The sequence below is a fragment of the Pseudomonas sp. B21_DOA genome, from assembly GCA_030544685.1.
In the GTDB taxonomy this organism is placed as follows: Bacteria; Pseudomonadota; Gammaproteobacteria; order Pseudomonadales; family Pseudomonadaceae; genus Aquipseudomonas; species Aquipseudomonas fluorescens_AO.
Window position 1 is genome coordinate 3117738 of sequence record CP086683.1, and the last position, 18946, is coordinate 3136683.

General features: G+C 57.8%; 21 protein-coding genes, 1 tRNA gene and 2 pseudogenes. 20 read left to right on the plus strand and 4 right to left on the minus strand.

Features of this window, described 5'->3' with window-relative positions; genetic code table 11:
- The first annotated feature begins 49 nt into the window (after positions 1 to 49).
- The 6 genes from LJU32_14195 to LJU32_14220 are packed head-to-tail and all read left to right on the plus strand — an operon-like array spanning position 50 to position 6010.
- Complete coding sequence (locus tag LJU32_14195; GenBank protein WKV87008.1) at positions 50 to 1603, plus strand: sugar ABC transporter ATP-binding protein; 1554 nt, start codon at positions 50 to 52, stop codon at positions 1601 to 1603.
- The gene (locus LJU32_14200) at positions 1600 to 2577 is read left to right on the plus strand and encodes an ABC transporter permease (GenBank protein WKV87009.1); all 978 of its coding nucleotides are present in this window, start codon (positions 1600 to 1602) and stop codon (positions 2575 to 2577) included. Before LJU32_14195 ends, LJU32_14200 begins: the two co-directional genes overlap by 4 nt.
- Positions 2578 to 2580: 3 nt before the next feature.
- The gene (locus tag LJU32_14205) at positions 2581 to 3600 is read left to right on the plus strand and encodes a LacI family transcriptional regulator (GenBank protein WKV87010.1); all 1020 of its coding nucleotides are present in this window, start codon (positions 2581 to 2583) and stop codon (positions 3598 to 3600) included.
- 24 nt (positions 3601 to 3624) lie between these two features.
- Positions 3625 to 4542 carry a ribokinase gene (gene rbsK, locus LJU32_14210; GenBank protein WKV87011.1) on the plus strand — a complete coding sequence of 306 codons (918 nt, stop codon included), beginning with the start codon at positions 3625 to 3627 and terminating at the stop codon, positions 4540 to 4542.
- On the plus strand, positions 4539 to 4943 hold the full coding sequence (rbsD, locus tag LJU32_14215) for a D-ribose pyranase (protein ID WKV87012.1): 405 nt from the start codon (positions 4539 to 4541) through the stop codon (positions 4941 to 4943). Before rbsK ends, rbsD begins: the two co-directional genes overlap by 4 nt.
- A gap of 38 nt (positions 4944 to 4981) precedes the next feature.
- The gene (locus LJU32_14220; GenBank protein ID WKV87013.1) at positions 4982 to 6010 is read left to right on the plus strand and encodes a nucleoside hydrolase; all 1029 of its coding nucleotides are present in this window, start codon (positions 4982 to 4984) and stop codon (positions 6008 to 6010) included.
- A 34-nt stretch (positions 6011 to 6044) separates the two neighbouring features.
- Here the strand turns inward: LJU32_14220 and LJU32_14225 are convergent, their stop codons facing one another.
- Positions 6045 to 6245: a hypothetical protein gene (locus LJU32_14225; GenBank protein WKV87014.1), complete on the minus strand. Its 201-nt coding sequence runs from the start codon at positions 6243 to 6245 to the stop codon at positions 6045 to 6047.
- A gap of 130 nt (positions 6246 to 6375) precedes the next feature.
- On the opposite strand from LJU32_14225, the gene LJU32_14230 reads away from it, so the two are divergent.
- Together LJU32_14230 and LJU32_14235 are read left to right on the plus strand one after the other, a co-directional pair.
- Entirely contained in the window at positions 6376 to 6678 is a 303-nt protein-coding gene (locus tag LJU32_14230; protein WKV87015.1) for a hypothetical protein, read from the plus strand.
- Positions 6679 to 6845: 167 nt separating this feature from the next.
- A complete protein-coding gene (locus LJU32_14235) occupies positions 6846 to 7163 on the plus strand; it encodes a hypothetical protein (protein ID WKV87016.1) in 318 nt (105 codons plus the stop codon).
- A gap of 62 nt (positions 7164 to 7225) precedes the next feature.
- Here LJU32_14235 and LJU32_14240 read toward each other — a convergent pair whose 3' ends face one another.
- Both LJU32_14240 and LJU32_14245 read right to left on the minus strand, forming a co-directional pair.
- A complete protein-coding gene (locus LJU32_14240; GenBank protein WKV87017.1) occupies positions 7226 to 7438 on the minus strand; it encodes a cold-shock protein in 213 nt (70 codons plus the stop codon).
- Positions 7439 to 7725: 287 nt separating this feature from the next.
- Positions 7726 to 8028 (minus strand): hypothetical protein, encoded by a 303-nt coding sequence (locus LJU32_14245; protein ID WKV87018.1) that lies wholly within the window; start codon positions 8026 to 8028, stop codon positions 7726 to 7728.
- Between the two features lie 369 nt (positions 8029 to 8397).
- Here LJU32_14245 and thrS point away from each other — a divergent pair, with 369 nt between their 5' ends.
- The 12 genes and pseudogenes from thrS to LJU32_14305 all read left to right on the plus strand — a co-directional run bounded on the left by thrS (position 8398) and on the right by LJU32_14305 (position 16987).
- Positions 8398 to 10320: a threonine--tRNA ligase gene (thrS, locus tag LJU32_14250; protein ID WKV87019.1), complete on the plus strand. Its 1923-nt coding sequence runs from the start codon at positions 8398 to 8400 to the stop codon at positions 10318 to 10320.
- Positions 10320 to 10871 (plus strand): translation initiation factor IF-3, encoded by a 552-nt coding sequence (gene infC / locus LJU32_14255; GenBank protein ID WKV91096.1) that lies wholly within the window; start codon positions 10320 to 10322, stop codon positions 10869 to 10871. The genes thrS and infC overlap by 1 nt, the downstream gene beginning before the upstream one ends.
- A gap of 60 nt (positions 10872 to 10931) precedes the next feature.
- A complete protein-coding gene (gene rpmI, locus LJU32_14260; GenBank protein WKV87020.1) occupies positions 10932 to 11126 on the plus strand; it encodes a 50S ribosomal protein L35 in 195 nt (64 codons plus the stop codon).
- Between the two features lie 27 nt (positions 11127 to 11153).
- A pseudogene (rplT, locus tag LJU32_14265) lies at positions 11154 to 11508 on the plus strand (50S ribosomal protein L20).
- 109 nt (positions 11509 to 11617) lie between these two features.
- Entirely contained in the window at positions 11618 to 12634 is a 1017-nt protein-coding gene (pheS, locus tag LJU32_14270) for a phenylalanine--tRNA ligase subunit alpha (GenBank protein WKV87021.1), read from the plus strand.
- A 26-nt stretch (positions 12635 to 12660) separates the two neighbouring features.
- Entirely contained in the window at positions 12661 to 15039 is a 2379-nt protein-coding gene (pheT, locus tag LJU32_14275) for a phenylalanine--tRNA ligase subunit beta (GenBank protein WKV87022.1), read from the plus strand.
- Positions 15040 to 15042: 3 nt separating this feature from the next.
- Positions 15043 to 15344, plus strand: a pseudogene (gene ihfA, locus LJU32_14280) (integration host factor subunit alpha).
- Positions 15325 to 15681, plus strand: a complete 357-nt coding sequence (locus tag LJU32_14285) for a MerR family transcriptional regulator (GenBank protein ID WKV87023.1) — start codon at positions 15325 to 15327, stop codon at positions 15679 to 15681. Before ihfA ends, LJU32_14285 begins: the two are co-directional and overlap by 20 nt.
- A gap of 89 nt (positions 15682 to 15770) precedes the next feature.
- A tRNA-Pro gene (locus tag LJU32_14290) sits at positions 15771 to 15847 on the plus strand.
- 216 nt (positions 15848 to 16063) lie between these two features.
- A complete protein-coding gene (locus LJU32_14295) occupies positions 16064 to 16240 on the plus strand; it encodes a hypothetical protein (protein WKV87024.1) in 177 nt (58 codons plus the stop codon).
- 132 nt (positions 16241 to 16372) lie between these two features.
- Positions 16373 to 16588: a hypothetical protein gene (locus LJU32_14300; protein WKV87025.1), complete on the plus strand. Its 216-nt coding sequence runs from the start codon at positions 16373 to 16375 to the stop codon at positions 16586 to 16588.
- A 168-nt stretch (positions 16589 to 16756) separates the two neighbouring features.
- Complete coding sequence (locus LJU32_14305) at positions 16757 to 16987, plus strand: hypothetical protein (protein WKV87026.1); 231 nt, start codon at positions 16757 to 16759, stop codon at positions 16985 to 16987.
- A 326-nt stretch (positions 16988 to 17313) separates the two neighbouring features.
- On the opposite strand, the gene rtcR is transcribed toward LJU32_14305, so the two are convergent.
- Positions 17314 to 18915: an RNA repair transcriptional activator RtcR gene (gene rtcR / locus LJU32_14310; protein WKV87027.1), complete on the minus strand. Its 1602-nt coding sequence runs from the start codon at positions 18913 to 18915 to the stop codon at positions 17314 to 17316.
- Positions 18916 to 18946 lie beyond the last annotated feature (31 nt).

Below are 18946 nucleotides of genomic sequence, written 5' to 3' on the forward strand. Positions count from 1 at the left end.
TGGCGACACAACGGCGCTCGTCCGTCCGGGCGAGCGCATGGAGATTTCTATGTCAGTTTCCGCCCCGAACGCTGTCCTCTCGGTCAGCGGTATCGGCAAGACCTATGCGCAACCGGTGCTCACCGGCATCGATCTGACGCTGATGCGCGGTGAAGTACTGGCGCTGACCGGCGAAAACGGTGCCGGCAAAAGTACCCTGTCGAAGATCATTGGTGGTCTGGTCACGCCAACCACCGGCCAGATGCAATTCCACGGCAAGGACTATCGTCCGGGCAGCCGTACCCAGGCTGAAGAGCTTGGCGTGCGCATGGTCATGCAAGAACTCAATCTGTTGCCGACGCTGTCGGTGGCGGAAAACCTGTTTCTGGATAATCTGCCGAGCAGCGCGGGCTGGATCAGCCGCAAGCAGTTGCGCAAGGCGGCGATCGAAGCCATGGCGCAGGTCGGCCTCGATGCGATCGACCCGGACACACTGGTTGGCGAGTTGGGTATCGGTCATCAACAGATGGTCGAAATCGCGCGCAACCTGATTGGCGATTGCCACGTGCTGATCCTCGATGAGCCGACCGCGATGCTCACGGCGCGCGAAGTCGAAATGCTCTTCGAGCAGATCACCCGATTGCAGGCTCGCGGCGTTTCCATCATCTATATCTCTCATCGTCTCGAAGAACTGGCGCGGGTGGCGCAGCGTATTGCTGTGCTGCGTGACGGCAATCTGGTCTGCGTCGAGCCGATGGCCAACTACAACAGCGAGCAACTGGTCACCTTGATGGTCGGTCGCGAACTGGGTGAACACATCGACATGGGGCCGCGCAAGATCGGCGCTCCGGCGCTGACGGTCAACGGCCTGACGCGTTCGGACAAAGTCCGCGACGTCTCCTTCGAAGTGCGTGCCGGGGAGATCTTCGGTATTTCCGGATTGATCGGGGCAGGGCGCACGGAATTGCTGCGGCTGATCTTCGGTGCCGATGCTGCCGACAGCGGTACCATCGCCCTCGGCTCGCCGGCCAAGGTCGTGAGTGTCCGCTCGCCAGTGGATGCCGTGCGCAATGGCATTGCGCTGATCACCGAGGATCGCAAGGGCGAAGGGCTGCTGCTCAGTCAGTCGATCAGCGCCAACATCGCCTTGGGCAACATGCCGGAAATCTCCAGTGGCGGTTTCGTCAACAACGGCGACGAAATTTCCCTGGCGCAACGTCAGATCGAGGCCATGCGCATCCGCAGCTCGAGCCCTACGCAATTGGTTTCGGAACTGTCCGGCGGCAATCAGCAGAAGGTCGTGATCGGCCGTTGGCTGGAGCGCGACTGTTCCGTGCTGCTGTTCGACGAGCCGACTCGCGGGATCGATGTCGGTGCCAAGTTCGATATTTACGGTTTGCTCGGAGAGTTGACCCGCCAGGGCAAGGCGTTGGTCGTGGTTTCCAGTGACTTGCGTGAGTTGATGCTGATCTGCGACCGGATCGGCGTGCTCTCGGCGGGACGTCTGATCGACACCTTCGAGCGCGACAGCTGGACCCAGGATGATTTGCTTGCCGCCGCTTTCGCCGGCTACCAGAAACGTGATGCGTTGCTCAATGAAGCAGCGCCTAGGGATCTCCCATGAAAACTGCATCTTCTGCCAGTAAACGTAGTGGCAATTTCTTCGGCCTGGGTACTTATCTGGGCCTGGCCGGTGCCTTGCTGGCGATGATTGCGCTGTTCTCGGTCCTGAGCAGCCATTTTCTCTCGTACAACACTTTCAGCACCCTGGCCAACCAGATTCCCGACCTGATGGTGCTGGCGGTAGGCATGACCTTTGTGCTGATCATCGGCGGCATTGATTTGTCCGTCGGCTCGGTGCTGGCGTTGGCCGCATCGACGGTCAGCGTTGCGATTCTCGGCTGGGGCTGGAGCGTTTTGCCAGCGGCGCTGCTCGGCATGGCGGTGGCGGCTCTGGCCGGGACCATCACTGGCTCGATCACCGTGGCCTGGCGGATTCCGTCGTTCATCGTCTCCCTCGGCGTGCTGGAAATGGCCCGCGGTGTGGCGTATCAGATGACCGGGTCGCGCACTGCCTACATTGGCGATGCGTTCGCCTGGCTGTCGAATCCGATCGCGTTCGGCATTTCCCCGTCGTTCATCATCGCTTTGCTGGTGATCTTCATCGCGCAGGCAGTTTTGACCCGCACTGTTTTCGGCCGCTACCTGATCGGCATCGGCACCAACGAAGAAGCCGTGCGGCTGGCCGGGATCAATCCCAAACCCTACAAGATTCTGGTGTTCAGCCTTATGGGTTTGCTGGCGGGCATTGCCGCGCTGTTTCAGATTTCGCGTCTGGAAGCGGCTGACCCGAACGCAGGCTCTGGCCTGGAACTGCAAGTGATCGCAGCCGTTGTTATCGGCGGCACCAGTCTGATGGGCGGGCGCGGTTCGGTGATCAGTACGTTCTTCGGCGTGTTGATCATTTCCGTGCTCGCGGCCGGACTCGCGCAGATTGGTGCGACGGAGCCGACCAAGCGCATCATCACCGGTGCGGTAATCGTTATCGCTGTGGTGCTCGACACCTATCGCAGTCAACGCGCCAGTCGCCGGGGCTGAACCATGGCAACGATCAAGGATGTAGCGGCGCTCGCGGGCATTTCCTACACGACCGTGTCGCACGTGGTGAACAATACCCGTCCGGTCAGTCAGGAAGTGCGGCGCAAAGTCGAGGCGGCGATCAAGAGTCTCGACTACGTGCCCAGTGCCGTGGCGCGCTCGCTGAAAGCCAAGACCACCGCGACCATCGGTTTGCTGGTACCGAACAGTCTCAACCCGTACTTCGCCGAACTGGCGCGGGGAATCGAGGATTACTGCGAGCGTAACGGCTACTGCGTGATCCTCTGCAACTCCGACGACAATCCGGACAAGCAACGCAGTTATCTGCGTGTGTTGCTGGAAAAGCGCATCGACGGTTTGATCGTCGCCTCCGCCGGCGGTGACAGTGGTCTGGCCGAAGGGCTGGCGGGTGTGAAAACGCCGATGGTCATTGTCGACCGCGGCCTGGAGGGTGTGAATGCCGATCTGGTGCGCATTGACCACGAGTACGGCGCTTATCTGGCAACCCGTCACCTGCTCGAGTTGGGTCATCGCGACATCGCCACGATTGGAGGCCCGGCCAGTACTAGCGTGGCGCAAATGCGTCAGGCCGGTTATTGCCGAGCGCTGCAAGAGGCAGGAATAGAAGTGCGCGAAGAGCGCATGCTGGAAAGCGACTTCACCAGCACCGGAGGTTACAACGCCGCTGCCCGCTTGCTTGAAAGCAATCCGCCGAGTGCGATTTTTGCTGGCAACGACATGATTGGTATCGGTGTGCTGCGTGCGGCGGCCGAACGTAACGTGCGAGTGCCGGCCGAATTGTCGGTGATCGGCTTCGATGACATTCAGATGAGCCGTTATGTCTATCCGGCGCTGACCACGGTCGGCCAGTCGATCCTGCAATTGGGCGAGATGGCCGCCGAGGTGCTGTTGCGCAGGATTGCTGTGCCGGATTCCGGCACCGATCAACGCATCGTGACCCCGAGCATTGTCCTGCGCGAATCGACCGCGCCGCTGTCCGGCGTGTTCACCGAATATCGCTGAAACCGAATTGATGAGTAGTGATGTATGCCAGCAAATGTAGTGGTAATAGGCAGTCTGAACATGGATCTGGTCACCCGGGCGCCAAGGCTGCCGCGCGGCGGTGAAACGCTGATCGGACATTCCTTTGCCACCGTGTCGGGAGGCAAGGGCGCCAATCAGGCGGTTGCCGCTGCTCGTCTGGGCGCGCAGGTGGCGATGCTCGGTTGCGTCGGAAATGACGACTACGGTGTGCGATTGCGCGATGCCTTGCTCGCCGAGCACATCGACTGCCAGGCTGTCAGTGTCGTCGAGGATTCCAGTGGCGTGGCGCTGATTGTGGTGGATGACCACAGCCAGAACGCCATCGTCATTGTCGCCGGTGCCAACGGCGCAATGACGGAAGCAGTTATTGACCGTTTTGATGCGGTTTTGCAAGCCGCCGATGTGGTGATCTGTCAGCTCGAGATTCCCGATGCGACAGTCGGTCATGCGCTCAAGCGTGCGCGTGAACTGGGTAAAACCGTCATCCTCAACCCGGCCCCGGCCAGCCGTCCTTTGCCGGCAGACTGGTTCGCGGCGATCGACTATCTGATTCCCAACGAGAGCGAAGCGGCCGCATTGAGCGGGATCGCGGTCGACTCGCTGCAGTCGGCAGAAACGGCTGCCACCCAATTGATTGCCATGGGCGCCAGCAAAGTCATCGTCACCTTGGGCGCGCAGGGCTCGTTGTTCGCCGATGGCAAAGGCTTCGAACATTTCCCCGCGCCGACCGTGAAGGCGGTCGATACCACGGCGGCAGGCGACACGTTTGTTGGTGGTTTCGCCGCAGCCCTGGCCAGCGGCAAGTCCGAGGCCGAGGCGATTCGCTACGGTCAGGTCGCCGCTGCACTGTCGGTTACCCGCGCCGGTGCGCAACCGTCGATTCCAACCATGTCCGAAGTACAGGCGTTCAGACCCGCATGAAAAAGACTCCTTTGCTCAACGTCGCGCTGTCGCGACTGATCGCCTCTCTTGGCCACGGTGACATGGTGGTGATTGGCGACGCCGGTTTGCCGGTGCCGCCGGGCGTCGAATTGATCGATCTGGCGCTGACCCATGGTATCCCTGACTTCGTCAGCACCCTGAAAGTCGTGCTCAGCGAAATGCAGGTAGAAAGCCATGTGCTGGCCAGAGAGATCTTCGATAAGCGGCCCTCCGCGCTGGCCGATCTGGACGCGATGAACGAAGAGGGCGCGCTGGGCCGTAGGGATCTGCTCACCCACGAGCAGTTCAAGGTGCTTAGCCGACAGGCCAGGGCGATCATTCGTACAGGAGAATGTCAGCCGTACTGCAACATCGTTCTGGTCGCCGGGGTTACATTCTGATTTCTGATTTCCGATTTCACCTGCACAAGGAATGCGCCATGCAACGCTATGCTGAGAAACTTCACCAACTGATCCGGAGCCTGCTGCTTTTGTCCGTGATAACTGCGACCGGCGCCCAGGCGGCGGAAAAGATCGACTTGATCATCGATACCGATCCCGGCGCTGACGACGTGGTCGCCTTGCTCTTCGCTCTGGCATCGCCGGATGAATTGAACATCCGTGCCCTGACCACCGTTGCCGGCAACGTGCGCCTGGACAAGACTTCGCGTAACGCACGGCTGGCTCGCGAATGGGCAGGGCGCGAAGATGTACCGGTTTACGCCGGTGCGCCGAAACCGCTGATGCGTACGCCGATCTACGCCGAGAATATTCATGGCAAGGAAGGCTTGTCGGGCGTGACGGTCCACGAGCCGAAGAAAGGCCTGGCGAAAGGAAATGCGGTCAATTATCTGATCGACACGCTTAAATCGGCCAAACCGCACAGCGTCACCATCGCCATGCTCGGCCCGCAGACCAACCTGGCGCTGGCGTTGATCCAAGAGCCGGAGATCGTTCAGGGCATCAAGGAAGTGGTGATCATGGGCGGGGCGCATTTCAACGGTGGCAACATCACCCCTGTGGCTGAATTCAACCTGTTCGCTGATCCGCAGGCTGCCGAGGTGGTGCTCAAGAGCGGGGTGAAACTCACCTATCTGCCGCTCGATGTGACCCACAAGATTTTGACCAGTGACGCGCGCCTGAAGCAGATTGCCGCGCTGAACAACAATGCCAGCAAGATCGTCGGCGACATTCTCAACGAATACATCAAGGGCGATATGGAGCATTACGGCATTCCCGGTGGCCCGGTGCATGACGCGACTGTTGTGGCGTATCTGCTCAAGCCTGAGCTGTTCACCGGTCGGGCAGTCAACGTCGTGGTGGACAGCCGGGAAGGGCCGACATTTGGTCAGACCATCGTTGACTGGTACGACGGTTTGAAAGCGCCGAAAAATGCATTCTGGGTTGAAAATGGCGACGCGCAGGGTTTCTTCGATTTGCTGACCGAGCGCCTGAAACGCCTTAAATAAGCCCTCTGATCCGCAGGTCACTGCCTGCGGGTTTTCACTGCGTGTGTTCGGCCGCTACGATGCGGTAGCGTTCGAATACCTGGTTGATGAATTGCTGCGCCGCCTCGATTCCCAGCTCCTTGACCAATAGATCAATGCCGATCAGCGCCAGCTCCTCCGTCGTGCCGGGGCTGTAAGAGCTGTGGCCGTCCGCCCATTTGGCTTTGATGTCGGCGTCGATGCTGAGGCTGGTCATGAGAAGGCTCGAAAGGTCAGGATGTCGGTTTTTCGAGTTAACCATTTTGCGCGGTGTTTGGCACTGCGACTTAGGCATGAGCGGGGCGCTATGCGACACTTGGTCTTTTCCGGCTTCCAAGGACCTTGTTGTGCAAATCGATCTGAATAGCCCTGACGGCCTCACGCTCGAAGCAGTGCGCCAATTGCTCGCCTCGGCCAGTGACGACGTACACAACCAGTTGCGCGTGAGCAAAGATGGCATCGCCTATCTGTCCACCGTGACCGGCGGGCAGGATATTGACGGTCTGCGGTTTCGCTTGGAAACCTGGGCAAAGGGCTCGGGCTATGTAGGTAACGTCGCAGCCAGCGATGAAGTCTGGGTGACGCAGATTTTCAACGCCCTCAGGGACAACTGGCCGAATCCGCCGTATGACTACATCGACGTTTATTGAGCGTCGTTAATATTCAGTCACGATTGTTTGCTGAGTCGCCGCGCGCAGCTCAGGCACACTCGGCATTTTTCCGCTCGTGGGGCAGGGCATGGCTTGCGCCTTGAAACCAAACGCCGCATTGGCGGTCGCACGATCTCTGCTTAAACATTTGAAAACAAGGAGGCTTCATGCCTTTGAAGTTCGCGACACTGGGTGCACTGATGGCCGCTACGCTGTTGGCTGGTTGCAGCACAACCTCCAGCGAGTCGGCAAAGGAACCCGTGGCTGCTGAATCGGGAAACAGCCGCTGCGAAGCATCGGCAGCGCAATTCGCCATCGGCAAGAAGGCATCCCCTGAATTGCTGGATCAGGCACGTGCCAAGGCTGGGGCGCAAAATGCGCGCTTCCTCAAGCCGAACGACATGATCACCCTGGAATACCGCTCCGACCGCCTGAACCTGAACACCGACAACAACCTGGTGGTCACCCGCGTCAACTGCGGCTAAGTCTTTTTTCAGGCATAAAAAACCCCGTCACCAGGACGGGGTTTTTTTAGTGCGCCGAGAAATTACTCTGGGCGAACTTGTGCAGCTTGCATACCCTTTTGGCCTTTCTCAGCCACGAAGGAAACAGTCTGGCCTTCTTTCAGGCTTTTGAAACCGTCGCTTTCGATAGCTTTGAAGTGTACGAACAGGTCGTCACCGCCACCTTGAGGAGTGATGAAGCCGAAGCCTTTTTCATCGTTGAACCATTTAACGGTGCCGGTTTGGCGATTAGACATGGTGTATCTCCAAGAAACATATATTTTCAGTAGTACTGTGCTGCTCAGGCCAACTGGGCACACCCGGGTATCATAGTCGAAATGTTCGCTTTGGGAGCCCCCGGACGTGCTGTTTGCCAATCAGTCGTGTTTTCTTTACCGCCTGTTTCTGCTGAAAGCCCCGGTTTGAAAGGCTTGCAGCGAAACGTAAAGACGATAAAAAACCTGTAAAACCTGCATAAATCGTCTGAAAAGCTTCATTTCCAGCACTTTTTCCGCCTTTCAGCCGACCAGAATGCGCGGTTTTATTATTTTTTCGCCGGAGGATTTGCCTTGCATTTGGCGATCTGGCCGAGGGCTTTCTGTTGCAGTTCAGGAGTCGCCTTGTTGTCCATCAGTGCCTGAATATCGCTGGCCGGATAGGACTTGATGGCGTCGGCACCGCAAGCACAGTGGGATTTCGCCGCGGCAGCACCGATTTGCTGGGTCGCAGCCTGAGTGCACTGGGCCATGTACTTCTCGCGCTCGCCTTTTGGCCAGTCGGCATGGGCGCTCAGTGGCAACAGCAGAACGACGGGGGCGACGAGGGCGAATAAGCTTTTCAGACGCATGCGAGGATGCTCCTTGTGGGTCAATGTCTTGTTATCTGAGGGCGCGAGGGCCGATCAAGTTCAGCACTCTGGCATAAAAACGGACATTTCGCCTTCTGCCAAATCAAGGCGTGGGCGACCGCTCATCTGTGCTAGCATGCCGGGCTCAAGCGTTATCAGGCTTCGGATGACCTTCAGTCCCGAAGCGGTCGGCGTGCGAATTTTTCGATTTGAATCCCAGTCACTCTGGTTCGGTTTTCCGGTTGGCCGCAAGGCTCCTGCCGCTGTAAGGCAGGCGTTCGTCATTGAATGGCCTGGATCGGATCTTGTACTGGCTCATCCCAACCCACGTGACCTTTGGTAGGGGTCACCACTAGGAGAGGAGGCGCCATGCCAACTATTACTCTTCCCGACGGCAGTCAACGTTCATTCGATCACCCGGTTTCCGTAGCCGAGGTCGCCGCATCCATTGGTGCAGGTCTGGCCAAGGCCACACTCGCCGGCAAGGTCAATGGCCAACTGGTCGACGCCAGCGACATCATCAGCAGCGACGCGACCCTTCAAATCATTACGCCAAAGGATGAAGAGGGGCTGGAGATCATTCGCCACTCTTGCGCGCACCTGGTTGGCCACGCGGTCAAACAGCTGTACCCGACCGCGAAGATGGTCATCGGCCCGGTCATCGACGAAGGCTTCTATTACGACATCGCCTACGAGCGTCCTTTCACGCCGGAAGACATGGCGGCCATCGAACAGCGCATGCAGCAGCTGATCGAGAAAGATTACGATGTCATCAAGAAAGTCACTCCGCGCGCTGAAGTGATCGAAGTGTTCAAGGCTCGCGGTGAAGACTACAAGCTTCGCCTTGTCGAAGACATGCCGAACGAGCAGACCATGGGTCTGTACTATCACGAAGAATATGTCGACATGTGCCGCGGCCCGCACGTGCCGAACACACGCTTTCTGAAATCCTTCAAGCTGACCAAGCTGTCGGGCGCCTACTGGCGCGGCGACGCCAAGAACGAGCAATTGCAGCGCGTTTACGGCACCGCCTGGGCTGACAAGAAGCAGCTGGCGGCGTACATCCAGCGCATCGAAGAAGCCGAGAAGCGCGATCACCGCAAGATCGGCAAGCGCCTGGGCCTGTTCCACACCCAGGAGGAATCCCCGGGCATGGTGTTCTGGCACCCGAACGGCTGGACGCTTTACCAGGTGCTCGAGCAGTACATGCGCAAGATCCAGCGGGACAACGGCTATCTTGAGATCAAGACTCCTCAAGTTGTCGACCGCAGCCTGTGGGAAAAGTCCGGGCACTGGGCCAACTACGCCGACAACATGTTCACCACTCAATCGGAAAACCGCGACTACGCCATCAAGCCGATGAACTGCCCGTGTCACGTGCAGGTGTTCAATCAGGGCCTGAAGAGCTACCGCGAGCTGCCGATGCGTCTGGCCGAGTTCGGTGCGTGCCACCGTAACGAGCCGTCGGGTGCGCTGCACGGCATCATGCGCGTGCGAGCGTTCACTCAGGACGACGCGCACATCTTCTGCACCGAAGAGCAGATGCAGGCCGAGTCCGCTGCGTTCATCAAGCTGACCATGGATGTCTATCGCGATTTCGGCTTTACCGAAGTCGAGATGAAACTGTCCACTCGTCCGGAAAAACGCGTCGGCTCCGATGAACTCTGGGATCGCGCTGAAGCAGCATTGGCTGCAGCCCTTGATTCTGCTGGCCTGCCGTACGATCTGCAGCCGGGCGAGGGTGCCTTCTACGGGCCGAAGATCGAGTTCTCGCTGAAAGATTGTCTCGGTCGCGTCTGGCAGTGTGGTACCTTGCAGCTCGATTTTAACCTGCCTGTCCGTTTGGGCGCTGAATACGTCTCTGAAGACAACAGCCGCAAACACCCTGTGATGTTGCACCGTGCGATCCTCGGTTCGTTCGAGCGTTTCGTCGGGATTCTGATCGAGCACTACGAAGGTGCGTTCCCTGCGTGGCTAGCGCCGACCCAGGCGGTGATCATGAATATCACTGATAAACAGGCAGATTTTGTTGCAGAGGTTGAAAAAACTCTCAACGAAAGCGGATTTCGTGCCAAGTCCGACTTGAGAAATGAAAAGATCGGCTTTAAAATCCGCGAGCATACTTTGCTCAAGGTTCCCTATCTTTTGGTTATCGGAGATAAGGAAGTCGAGATGCAGACTGTCGCTGTGCGTACTCGTGAAGGTGCTGACCTGGGCTCGATGCCCGTCGCCCAGTTCGCTGAGTTTCTCGCGCAAGCGGTTTCCCGGCGTGGTCGCCCAGATTCGGAGTAATTATTATTAAGCGTGAAATGAGACAAGATAAACGAGCTGCACCGAAAGCCCCGATCAACGAGAATATCTCGGCACGCGAGGTTCGGTTAATTGGCGCTGATGGCGAGCAGATTGGCATCGTCTCGATTGATGAAGCGCTTCGTATCGCTGAAGAAGCAAAGCTTGATCTGGTGGAAATTTCCGCGGATGCAGTCCCGCCTGTTTGCCGGGTGATGGACTACGGCAAGTCGATCTTCGAAAAGAAGAAGCAGATTGCCGCGGCGAAGAAAAACCAGAAGCAGATTCAGGTTAAAGAAATCAAGTTTCGTCCAGGGACGGAGGAAGGGGATTACCAGGTAAAACTGCGCAACCTGGTACGTTTCCTGAGTGACGGGGACAGGGCCAAGGTATCCTTGCGATTCCGCGGCCGTGAGATGGCCCACCAGGAGCTGGGGATGGAACTCCTCAAGCGGGTTGAACAAGACCTGCTTGAGTACGGTTCGGTCGAACAGCATCCTAAGATGGAAGGACGCCAGCTGATCATGGTCATCGCCCCGAAAAAGAAGAAGTAATCAACAGGGCACGGCAGGCCTTCTGATTATGTTTATCAACTGAATGCGGAGTATCCGAACATGCCAAAAATGAAAACCAAAAGTGGTGCTGCCAAGCGGTTTCTGAAAACTGCTAACGGCATCAAGCACAAGCACGCTTTCAAGAGCCACATCCTGACTAAAATGTCGACCAAGCGTAAGCGTCAACTGCGCGGTAGCAGCTTGCTGCATCCGTCTGACGTGGCAAAAGTCGAGCGCATGCTGCGCCTTCGTTAATTTAGTCAAGAATAGAGGAAGTAACTCATGGCTCGTGTAAAGCGTGGCGTCATTGCCCGTAAGCGTCACAAAAAATTCTGAAACTTGCTAAAGGCTACTACGGCGCACGCTCCCGCGTATTCCGTGTTGCCAAGCAAGCGGTAATCAAGGCAGGCCAATACGCCTACCGTGACCGTCGTCAGAAAAAACGTCAGTTCCGCGCTCTGTGGATCGCTCGTATCAACGCTGGTGCTCGTGTTAACGGTCTGTCCTACAGCCGTTTCATCGCTGGCCTGAAAAAGCGTCCATCGAGATCGACCGCAAGGTTCTGGCTGATCTGGCAGTGAACGAAAAAGCGGCGTTTGCTGCGATTGTCGAGAAAGCTAAAGCCACCTTGGCTTAAGTACCCTCGACAGTCACCCGGCCTCACCTCTGTGGGGCCAGGTGTTAAACGTCATAAATAGGGGAAGAGCCTTCAAGCTCTTCCCCTATTTTGTATCTGGAGTCTGTACATGGAAAACCTGGATGCGCTGGTCTCTCAAGCACTAGAGGCTGTGCAAAGCGCTGAAGATATCAATGCCCTGGAGCAAATCCGGGTTCAATACCTTGGCAAGAAGGGCGAATTGACTCAGGTGATGAAGACCCTGGGGAATCTGCCGGCAGAAGAGCGTCCGCAAGTCGGCGCGCTGATCAATGTTGCCAAGGAGCGTGTTACAGGCGTTCTCAATGCGCGCATGGCATTGTTTGAAGAAGCCGAACTGGCTGCCAAACTGTCTGCCGAATCCATCGACGTGACATTGCCGGGCCGTGGCCAGACCTCTGGCGGCCTGCATCCGGTCACCCGGACTCTGGAGCGCGTCGAGCAGTTCTTCACCCGCATTGGCTACGGCATCGCCGAAGGCCCTGAGGTCGAGGACGACTATCACAACTTTGAAGCGCTCAACATCCCAGGCCATCACCCCGCCCGGTCGATGCATGACACCTTCTATTTCAATGCCAACATGTTGCTGCGCACCCATACCTCGCCGGTACAGGTCCGCACCATGGAATCGAAGCAGCCGCCGATCCGCATCGTCTGCCCAGGCCGCGTGTATCGCAGCGACTCCGATATCACCCACTCGCCGATGTTCCACCAGGTCGAAGGCCTGCTGGTCGATCGCGATATCAATTTTGCCGATCTCAAAGGCACCATCGAAGAATTCCTGCGGGTGTTCTTCGAGAAAGAACTGGCCGTGCGTTTCCGTCCTTCGTACTTCCCGTTCACCGAGCCATCCGCCGAAGTCGATATGGAGTGCGTGATGTGCAGCGGCAAAGGCTGCCGTGTCTGCAAGCAGACTGGCTGGCTGGAAGTGATGGGCTGCGGCATGGTTCACCCGAACGTGCTGCGCATGTCCGGCATCGACCCGGAGGAGTTCTCCGGCTTTGCCTTCGGCATGGGCGTCGAGCGTCTGGCCATGCTCCGTTACGGCGTGAATGACTTGCGTCTGTTCTTCGACAACGACTTGCGGTTCCTTGCGCAATTTCGCTAGTCGTAACGAATTCTTAGGAGAGCAGGATGAAATTCAGTGAACAATGGCTGCGCGGCTGGGTTAGCCCGCAGGTAGATCGCGATGAGCTGGTTGCTCGTCTGTCGATGGCCGGTCTTGAGGTCGATAGCGTTACGCCGGCCGCCGGTGTATTCAGTGGTGTGGTGGTGGGTGAGGTGCTGAGCACCGAGCAGCATCCGGACGCCGACAAATTGCGCGTGTGCCAGGTCAGCAATGGTACGGAAACTTTCCAGGTCGTGTGCGGAGCGCCAAACGTGCGCCCGGGCCTGAAGATTCCGTTCGCCATGATCGGCGCGGCACTGCCGGGCGACTTCAAGATCAAGAAGGCCAAGCTGCGCGGCGTCGAGTCGAACGGCATGCTGTGCTCGCAAGCCGAGTTGCAAGTCGGTGAAGGCAACGACGGTCTGATGGAGCTGCCGGCCGATGCGCCGGTGGGCGAAGATTTCCGCGTGTATCTGGATCTGGAAGACGCCAGCATCGAGGTTGACCTGACCCCGAACCGTGGCGACTGCCTGTCCCTGGCCGGTCTGGCCCGGGAAGTCGGTGCCCTGTACGCCGTGCCGGTGACTCGCCCTGTAGTGGCTGCGGTTGCAGCGGTACACGACGAAGTGCGTTCGGTCGAGGTGCTGGCGCCCGCAGCCTGCCCACGTTATCTGGGCCGGGTCATCCGTAACGTCGACCTGTCCAAGCCTACGCCGCTGTGGATGGTTGAACGTCTGCGCCGCGCCGACGTGCGCAGCATCGACGCTGCGGTCGACATCACCAACTACGTGATGCTCGAGCTGGGTCAGCCGCTGCACGCTTTCGATCTTGCCGAAATCAATGGCGGCATTCGTGTGCGGATGGCTGAAGAGGGCGAGAAGCTGGTTCTGCTCGATGGTCAGGAAGTCAGCCTGCGTAGCGATACGCTGGTCATCGCCGACCACACTCGTGCACTGGCGATCGCCGGCGTTATGGGTGGCGAGCACAGCGGTGTTTCCGCGACCACGCGCGATGTGTTCCTTGAATCTGCGTTCTTCGATCAGATCGCTGTTGCCGGTAAGGCGCGTTCTTACGGCTTGCACACCGACGCTTCGCATCGCTACGAGCGTGGCGTTGACTGGCAGCTGGCCCGTGAAGCCATGGAGCGCGCCACGGGCCTGCTGCTGGAAATCACTGGTGGCGAAGCTGGTCCGGTTATCGAAACCGTCAGCGAGCAACATCTGCCGTCGATTGCGCCGATCACCCTGCGTGGCCAGCGCATCACTCAGATGCTCGGCATGGAAATGGATTCGGCACAGGTCGAGCGTCTGCTCAGCGCCCTGGGCCTGAACATTACCGCTGAAGGGGAAGGGCAGTGGCGCGTTGAAGTGCCAAGCCACCGCTTCGATATCAGTCTGGAAGTCGACCTGATCGAAGAGCTGGCTCGTCTTTACGGTTACAACCGTCTGCCGGTTCGCTACCCGCAAGCGCGTCTGGCGCCACAAGCCAAAGCCGAAGCGCGTAGTGATCTGCCTGAGCTGCGTCGTCTGCTGGTTGCTCGTGGTTATCAGGAAGCGATCACTTACAGCTTCATCGATCCGCGTCAGTTCGAACTGTTCAATCCGGGCGTCGAGCCGCTGTTGCTGGCCAATCCGATCTCCAACGACATGGCGGCCATGCGTTCGTCGCTGTGGCCGGGTCTGGTCAAAGCGCTGCAGCACAACCTCAATCGTCAGCAGGATCGCGTGCGTCTGTTCGAGAGCGGACTGCGTTTCGTGGGTCAGCTTGACGGCTTGAAGCAAGAGCCAATGCTGTCCGGGGTTGTCTGCGGCAGCCGCTTGCCGGAAGGCTGGGCGCAGGGTCGCGATACCGTCGACTTCTTCGACGTCAAGGCTGATGTGGAAGCAGTACTGGGTTTCGCTGGCGCCCTGGATTCGTTCACCTTTGCTCCGGGTAAACACCCGGCGCTGCATCCAGGTCAGACCGCGCGCATAGAGCGTGAGGGTCGTGAAGTGGGCTTCATCGGTGCCATTCACCCTGAGCTCTCGAAAACGCTGGGTCTGGATCGTCCGGTGTTCGTCTTCGAGCTGGTGCTGGCGGAAGTGGCGCTCGGTAAAATGCCGAAATTCCACGAGTTGTCGCGCTTTCCTGAGGTGCGTCGTGACCTTGCACTGATCGCACATAAAGACGTCGCGGCCTCGGCTGTGCTGGACGTAATCCGTGAAAATGCAGGCGAATGGCTCACAGAGCTCAGGCTGTTTGACGTATATCAGGGTAAAGGTATTGATCCTGATAGAAAAAGCCTTGCAGTCGGCTTGACCTGGCAGCATCCATCGCGCACTCTTAATGACGATGAGGTGAATTCGACGACGCAAAATATCCTCACCTCGCTCGAACAAAGGTTGAACGCCACGTTAAGGAAGTGACGTATGGGGGCTTTGACGAAAGCTGAGATGGCGGAACGTCTGTATGAAGAGCTGGGCCTGAACAAGCGGGAAGCCAAGGAATTGGTAGAACTGTTTTTCGAGGAAATCAGGCACGCTCTTGAAGACAACGAGCAGGTCAAATTGTCCGGTTTCGGCAATTTTGACCTTCGGGACAAACGCCAGCGGCCTGGCCGCAACCCGAAAACGGGGAAGAAATCCCGATCACGGCTCGCCGTGTGGTCACCTTTCGTCCAGGGCAGAAGTTGAAGGCCCGAGTTGAGGCTTATGCTGGAACCAAGTCATAACGACGAACTACCCGTCATCCCGGGCAAACGCTACTTCACCATCGGTGAAGTCAGCGAGCTGTGTGCCGTAAAGCCACACGTGCTGCGCTACTGGGAGCAGGAGTTTCCTCAGCTCAACCCCGTCAAACGCCGCGGAAACCGCCGGTATTATCAGCGCCAGGACGTGCTGATGATCCGGCAGATCCGTGCGCTCCTTTACGATCAGGGTTTCACCATCGGCGGCGCACGTCTGCGCCTGTCCGGCGACGAAGCCAAAGACGACACCACCCAGTACAAGCAGATGATCCGGCAGATGATTGCCGAGTTAGAGGATGTGCTGGTGGTGCTCAAGAAATAAAAAGCTGCGTTTGAATACTTCCAGTTTTCAAATGCTTGCGATATATTCTTGAGCGTTCTTCGAGGTGAAGAACGCAACGCAACATCAGTCGGGGCGTAGCGCAGTCCGGTAGCGCACTAGCATGGGGTGCTAGGGGTCGAGTGTTCGAATCACTCCGTCCCGACCATATTTTTCAATGACTTAGGCCAATGTTCAAAGCATTGGCCTTTTTCTTGCGCGTAAGATTTGCGCGACTTCTGGGTTCCGATCAAGCCTTTAACTCCAGGATGGCTCCCCTACTGCTGCCAGAAGGTCGGCAGAAACGCATCGATCACGGCATCCTTTTCCGCCATGCACGCGCAGCCATGTTGTTTAATACCAAATTCTTGAAAGGAGTCGAGTCATGGACAAGGCGTTCAAACAGCCAATGTTTGTTGTTGGGCTGCCACTTGCAATATGCGGCTTGGTTTTCGGCCTCAATGGTCTTCTTGCCAGCGGAACCTTTGCATATATCGCGCCGGGGCTATTGATACCTGGCTTGGCATTCATGTTGATAGGTTGGCTGCAACGGAATAAGTGATTTATCGGATAGTTAAGTCCCGTCGTAGAGCGGGGCTTTTTTATGTCCGCTCGTCGAGCGGATCGCACTCCGAGTATGCGCATATTCTCTCACTAGTAAGCGCAGCCCCTGCGCCACTGACAGGAGAAAATGATGATCGACGACAACAACGGCCCAGAAGCGCCATATCCGGGCCCGGGCGAGCAAACCCCTGACTCTGGCGAGGGTCATGATTCCGGTCTGGAGCAAGCTGAGTCTGAGCCAAAGCAGGGTACGGACGAACGACCAGAAGACTGGAATCCGCCACCCGGTAATCCTGGCTCCGATCAAGATGCCCAGACGGGCCGCGACAATGGCGGCGCGAAGTAGGGGTCATGAACTCAAACGTTCAGAAAACCCGGCCATTGCGCCGGGTTTATTTATTGCCGTCGTCCTTGGAGTAACAGCGGGAACACAATCGCCGGACAAGACGCGTTCAGTTGAAACTTCCTTCTCAACAAGACGATCTCTTGAGCACCAGCAAACAGGAGATCGGCGATGAAATGTTATCTATGCGGGCTTGAGGTGCGGGCAACGGAAGAAGCTCACGGCGGCGAACTTATCGAATGTGCGGACTGCGGCATTTACAGGATTTCAGGCTTGGTCCTGAAAGAGCTTGGGAACAAGAAAATCGACTTTGCAAAAATGCGCGACGATCTGCATCGCCAGCGGCAGGTTGATTCTACGGACGTGGCCGAGATCAACACTGAGACAGTGATCTGGGTTTGAGCGGAACGCCTTCGAGTAATTGAAGCCAAACGGCGCCGGCGCTGGACGTTTCGATCCAGGCGCCGGCAACTAGCATGTTCACTCGACGATGCAGATCCAGCGGTGGTTGTAGCGGTAAGGCGCACGAGTGAAATGGACGTCTGAGACCATCTTCATGCCGCGCTCTTGAAGCGCTTCGGTCAGTTGTACGAGTGTCTCTGCCTGGATAGTCATTGCTGTCACCTCGTCAGATTTACTGCGTTCATAATTCTTGACCGAGAGATCAGGCGGCTAATTCATTTTTTCTACGGTCATCATTGGGACTCTGTGTTCAGGGGCGTTGCACTTCACTTCGTGCCTGCGATCTCAGCCCATTCAAGTCCGAACCGCCCCAAATACTTCCTCAAGCGATCGGCATCATTGGGCTGCGCCTTGGCCTGCCGGGAAACACCGAACAGCTGTCGACCGGCATCTGACAGACTATCCGCCTGCCGACATACGTCGATAACCGCCTTCAGTTGCAAGCGGTCGAACAAGTCCATGCTCTCGCCATCTCCCGGCAAGTCAGCTGACACTGCAGTGGGTTGCGCCAAGCCCCAGGCATACCGCAATCGATCAATCTCATCGTCCACCTGTGCTTCATCGATACGCCCGCTGTCGGCCAACGTCGCCATCCGCGTAATCGATGCGGACAGTTCGCGAAAGTTGCCCAGCCAGGTTGCTTCGCGTGAGCTGGCGAATGCCAGGTAGCGTCGGCGCGCTTCGAGATTGAAACGCACCCGCTGCCCATGCTCGCGAGCATGGCGTTCCAGTTCGAAATCGATATTTGGCTCGATATCCTCGCGGCGACCGGCCAGGCCGGGCAGGTCGAACGTCCATAGATTGATCCGAGCGTACAGGTCCTCGCGAAACGCGCCTTCGGCGACCCGGCTGCGCAGGTCGCGGTGGGTGCCAGCGATGATCAGGAAATCACTCTCCACTTCCTTGTCCGAGCCCAGCGGGAAGAAGCGTTTCTCTTCGATTGCCTTCAACAGCATTGCTTGTTCGTCTGCGCCGAGCTCGCCGATTTCATCGAGAAACAACATTCCCCCATCGGCGGCGCGCAGCAGGCCATCGCGAGCGTTTTGCGCACCGGTGAAGGCACCTTTGACGTGACCGAACAGGGTTGACATCGCACCGTCGCCACGCAGGGTGGCGCAGTTCACTTCGACAAAGCGTCCCTGCATCTGATGGCGATTGCGTTTGAGTTCGTAGATGCGTCGGGCCAGGAAGGATTTGCCGGCGCCGGTCGGACCGATCAGCAGCATCGGTGCTTTGGAGCGCACCGCTACGCGTTCGATCTGTTCAATGGAACGGTTAAATGCATAGTTGCGCGTGGCGATGCCGGACTTGAGAAACTCCAGGCCTTCCAGGCGCTTGCTGGCGAAGCGTGAGGCGATGCGATCATAACGCGACAGGTCGAGATCGATCAGCGCATGCGTACCGCAGGCGGGCTCGTTATCGCTGTTGCGCTTGGGGGAGGTCTGGATCAGGCGGGCCGGCAGATAGCGCGCCTCGGTGAGCAGGAACCAGCAGATTTGTGCGACGTGGGTGCCGGTAGTGATGTGTACGAGGTAATCCTCGGTCTCGGTGTCGAAGTTGTAAGCCGTGGTGAAGTCGTGCAGTGCGCCGTACACCTCTTCGAAATCCCAGGGATTGCGCAGCAACATCGGATGCAGGCGCACTTCGGTCCCTGGAGATGTCTGCTGAATATCGACAGTAACGCGCTCCGCGAGGCTGACGTCGCGCGCATCGAGGCCGTGAATCAGTTCAAGCCGATGGATCGGCAGATTGGCTTGTTGGCACAGGCCGACTGTGGGGCGCCAGTGGCTCCAACGGTTTGCGCCTTTACCGACGCGATCGAGAGTGGCTCCGATAAATCCGATAGCGACCGTGAGTTTTTCAGACATGCTTATCTCAGAAGATAAATGACGATAGACA

Coding starts and splice junctions, on each gene's coding strand:
- LJU32_14195 (WKV87008.1), top strand. CDS start 50: ATGTCAGTTTCCGCCCCGAACGCTGTCCTCTCGGTCAGCGGTATCGGC.
- LJU32_14200 (WKV87009.1), top strand. CDS start 1,600: ATGAAAACTGCATCTTCTGCCAGTAAACGTAGTGGCAATTTCTTCGGC.
- LJU32_14205 (WKV87010.1), top strand. CDS start 2,581: ATGGCAACGATCAAGGATGTAGCGGCGCTCGCGGGCATTTCCTACACG.
- rbsK (WKV87011.1), top strand. CDS start 3,625: ATGCCAGCAAATGTAGTGGTAATAGGCAGTCTGAACATGGATCTGGTC.
- rbsD (WKV87012.1), top strand. CDS start 4,539: ATGAAAAAGACTCCTTTGCTCAACGTCGCGCTGTCGCGACTGATCGCC.
- LJU32_14220 (WKV87013.1), top strand. CDS start 4,982: ATGCAACGCTATGCTGAGAAACTTCACCAACTGATCCGGAGCCTGCTG.
- LJU32_14225 (WKV87014.1), bottom strand. CDS start 6,245: ATGACCAGCCTCAGCATCGACGCCGACATCAAAGCCAAATGGGCGGAC.
- LJU32_14235 (WKV87016.1), top strand. CDS start 6,846: ATGCCTTTGAAGTTCGCGACACTGGGTGCACTGATGGCCGCTACGCTG.
- LJU32_14240 (WKV87017.1), bottom strand. CDS start 7,438: ATGTCTAATCGCCAAACCGGCACCGTTAAATGGTTCAACGATGAAAAA.
- LJU32_14245 (WKV87018.1), bottom strand. CDS start 8,028: ATGCGTCTGAAAAGCTTATTCGCCCTCGTCGCCCCCGTCGTTCTGCTG.
- thrS (WKV87019.1), top strand. CDS start 8,398: ATGCCAACTATTACTCTTCCCGACGGCAGTCAACGTTCATTCGATCAC.
- rpmI (WKV87020.1), top strand. CDS start 10,932: ATGCCAAAAATGAAAACCAAAAGTGGTGCTGCCAAGCGGTTTCTGAAA.
- pheS (WKV87021.1), top strand. CDS start 11,618: ATGGAAAACCTGGATGCGCTGGTCTCTCAAGCACTAGAGGCTGTGCAA.
- pheT (WKV87022.1), top strand. CDS start 12,661: ATGAAATTCAGTGAACAATGGCTGCGCGGCTGGGTTAGCCCGCAGGTA.
- LJU32_14285 (WKV87023.1), top strand. CDS start 15,325: ATGCTGGAACCAAGTCATAACGACGAACTACCCGTCATCCCGGGCAAA.
- LJU32_14295 (WKV87024.1), top strand. CDS start 16,064: ATGGACAAGGCGTTCAAACAGCCAATGTTTGTTGTTGGGCTGCCACTT.
- LJU32_14300 (WKV87025.1), top strand. CDS start 16,373: ATGATCGACGACAACAACGGCCCAGAAGCGCCATATCCGGGCCCGGGC.
- LJU32_14305 (WKV87026.1), top strand. CDS start 16,757: ATGAAATGTTATCTATGCGGGCTTGAGGTGCGGGCAACGGAAGAAGCT.
- rtcR (WKV87027.1), bottom strand. CDS start 18,915: ATGTCTGAAAAACTCACGGTCGCTATCGGATTTATCGGAGCCACTCTC.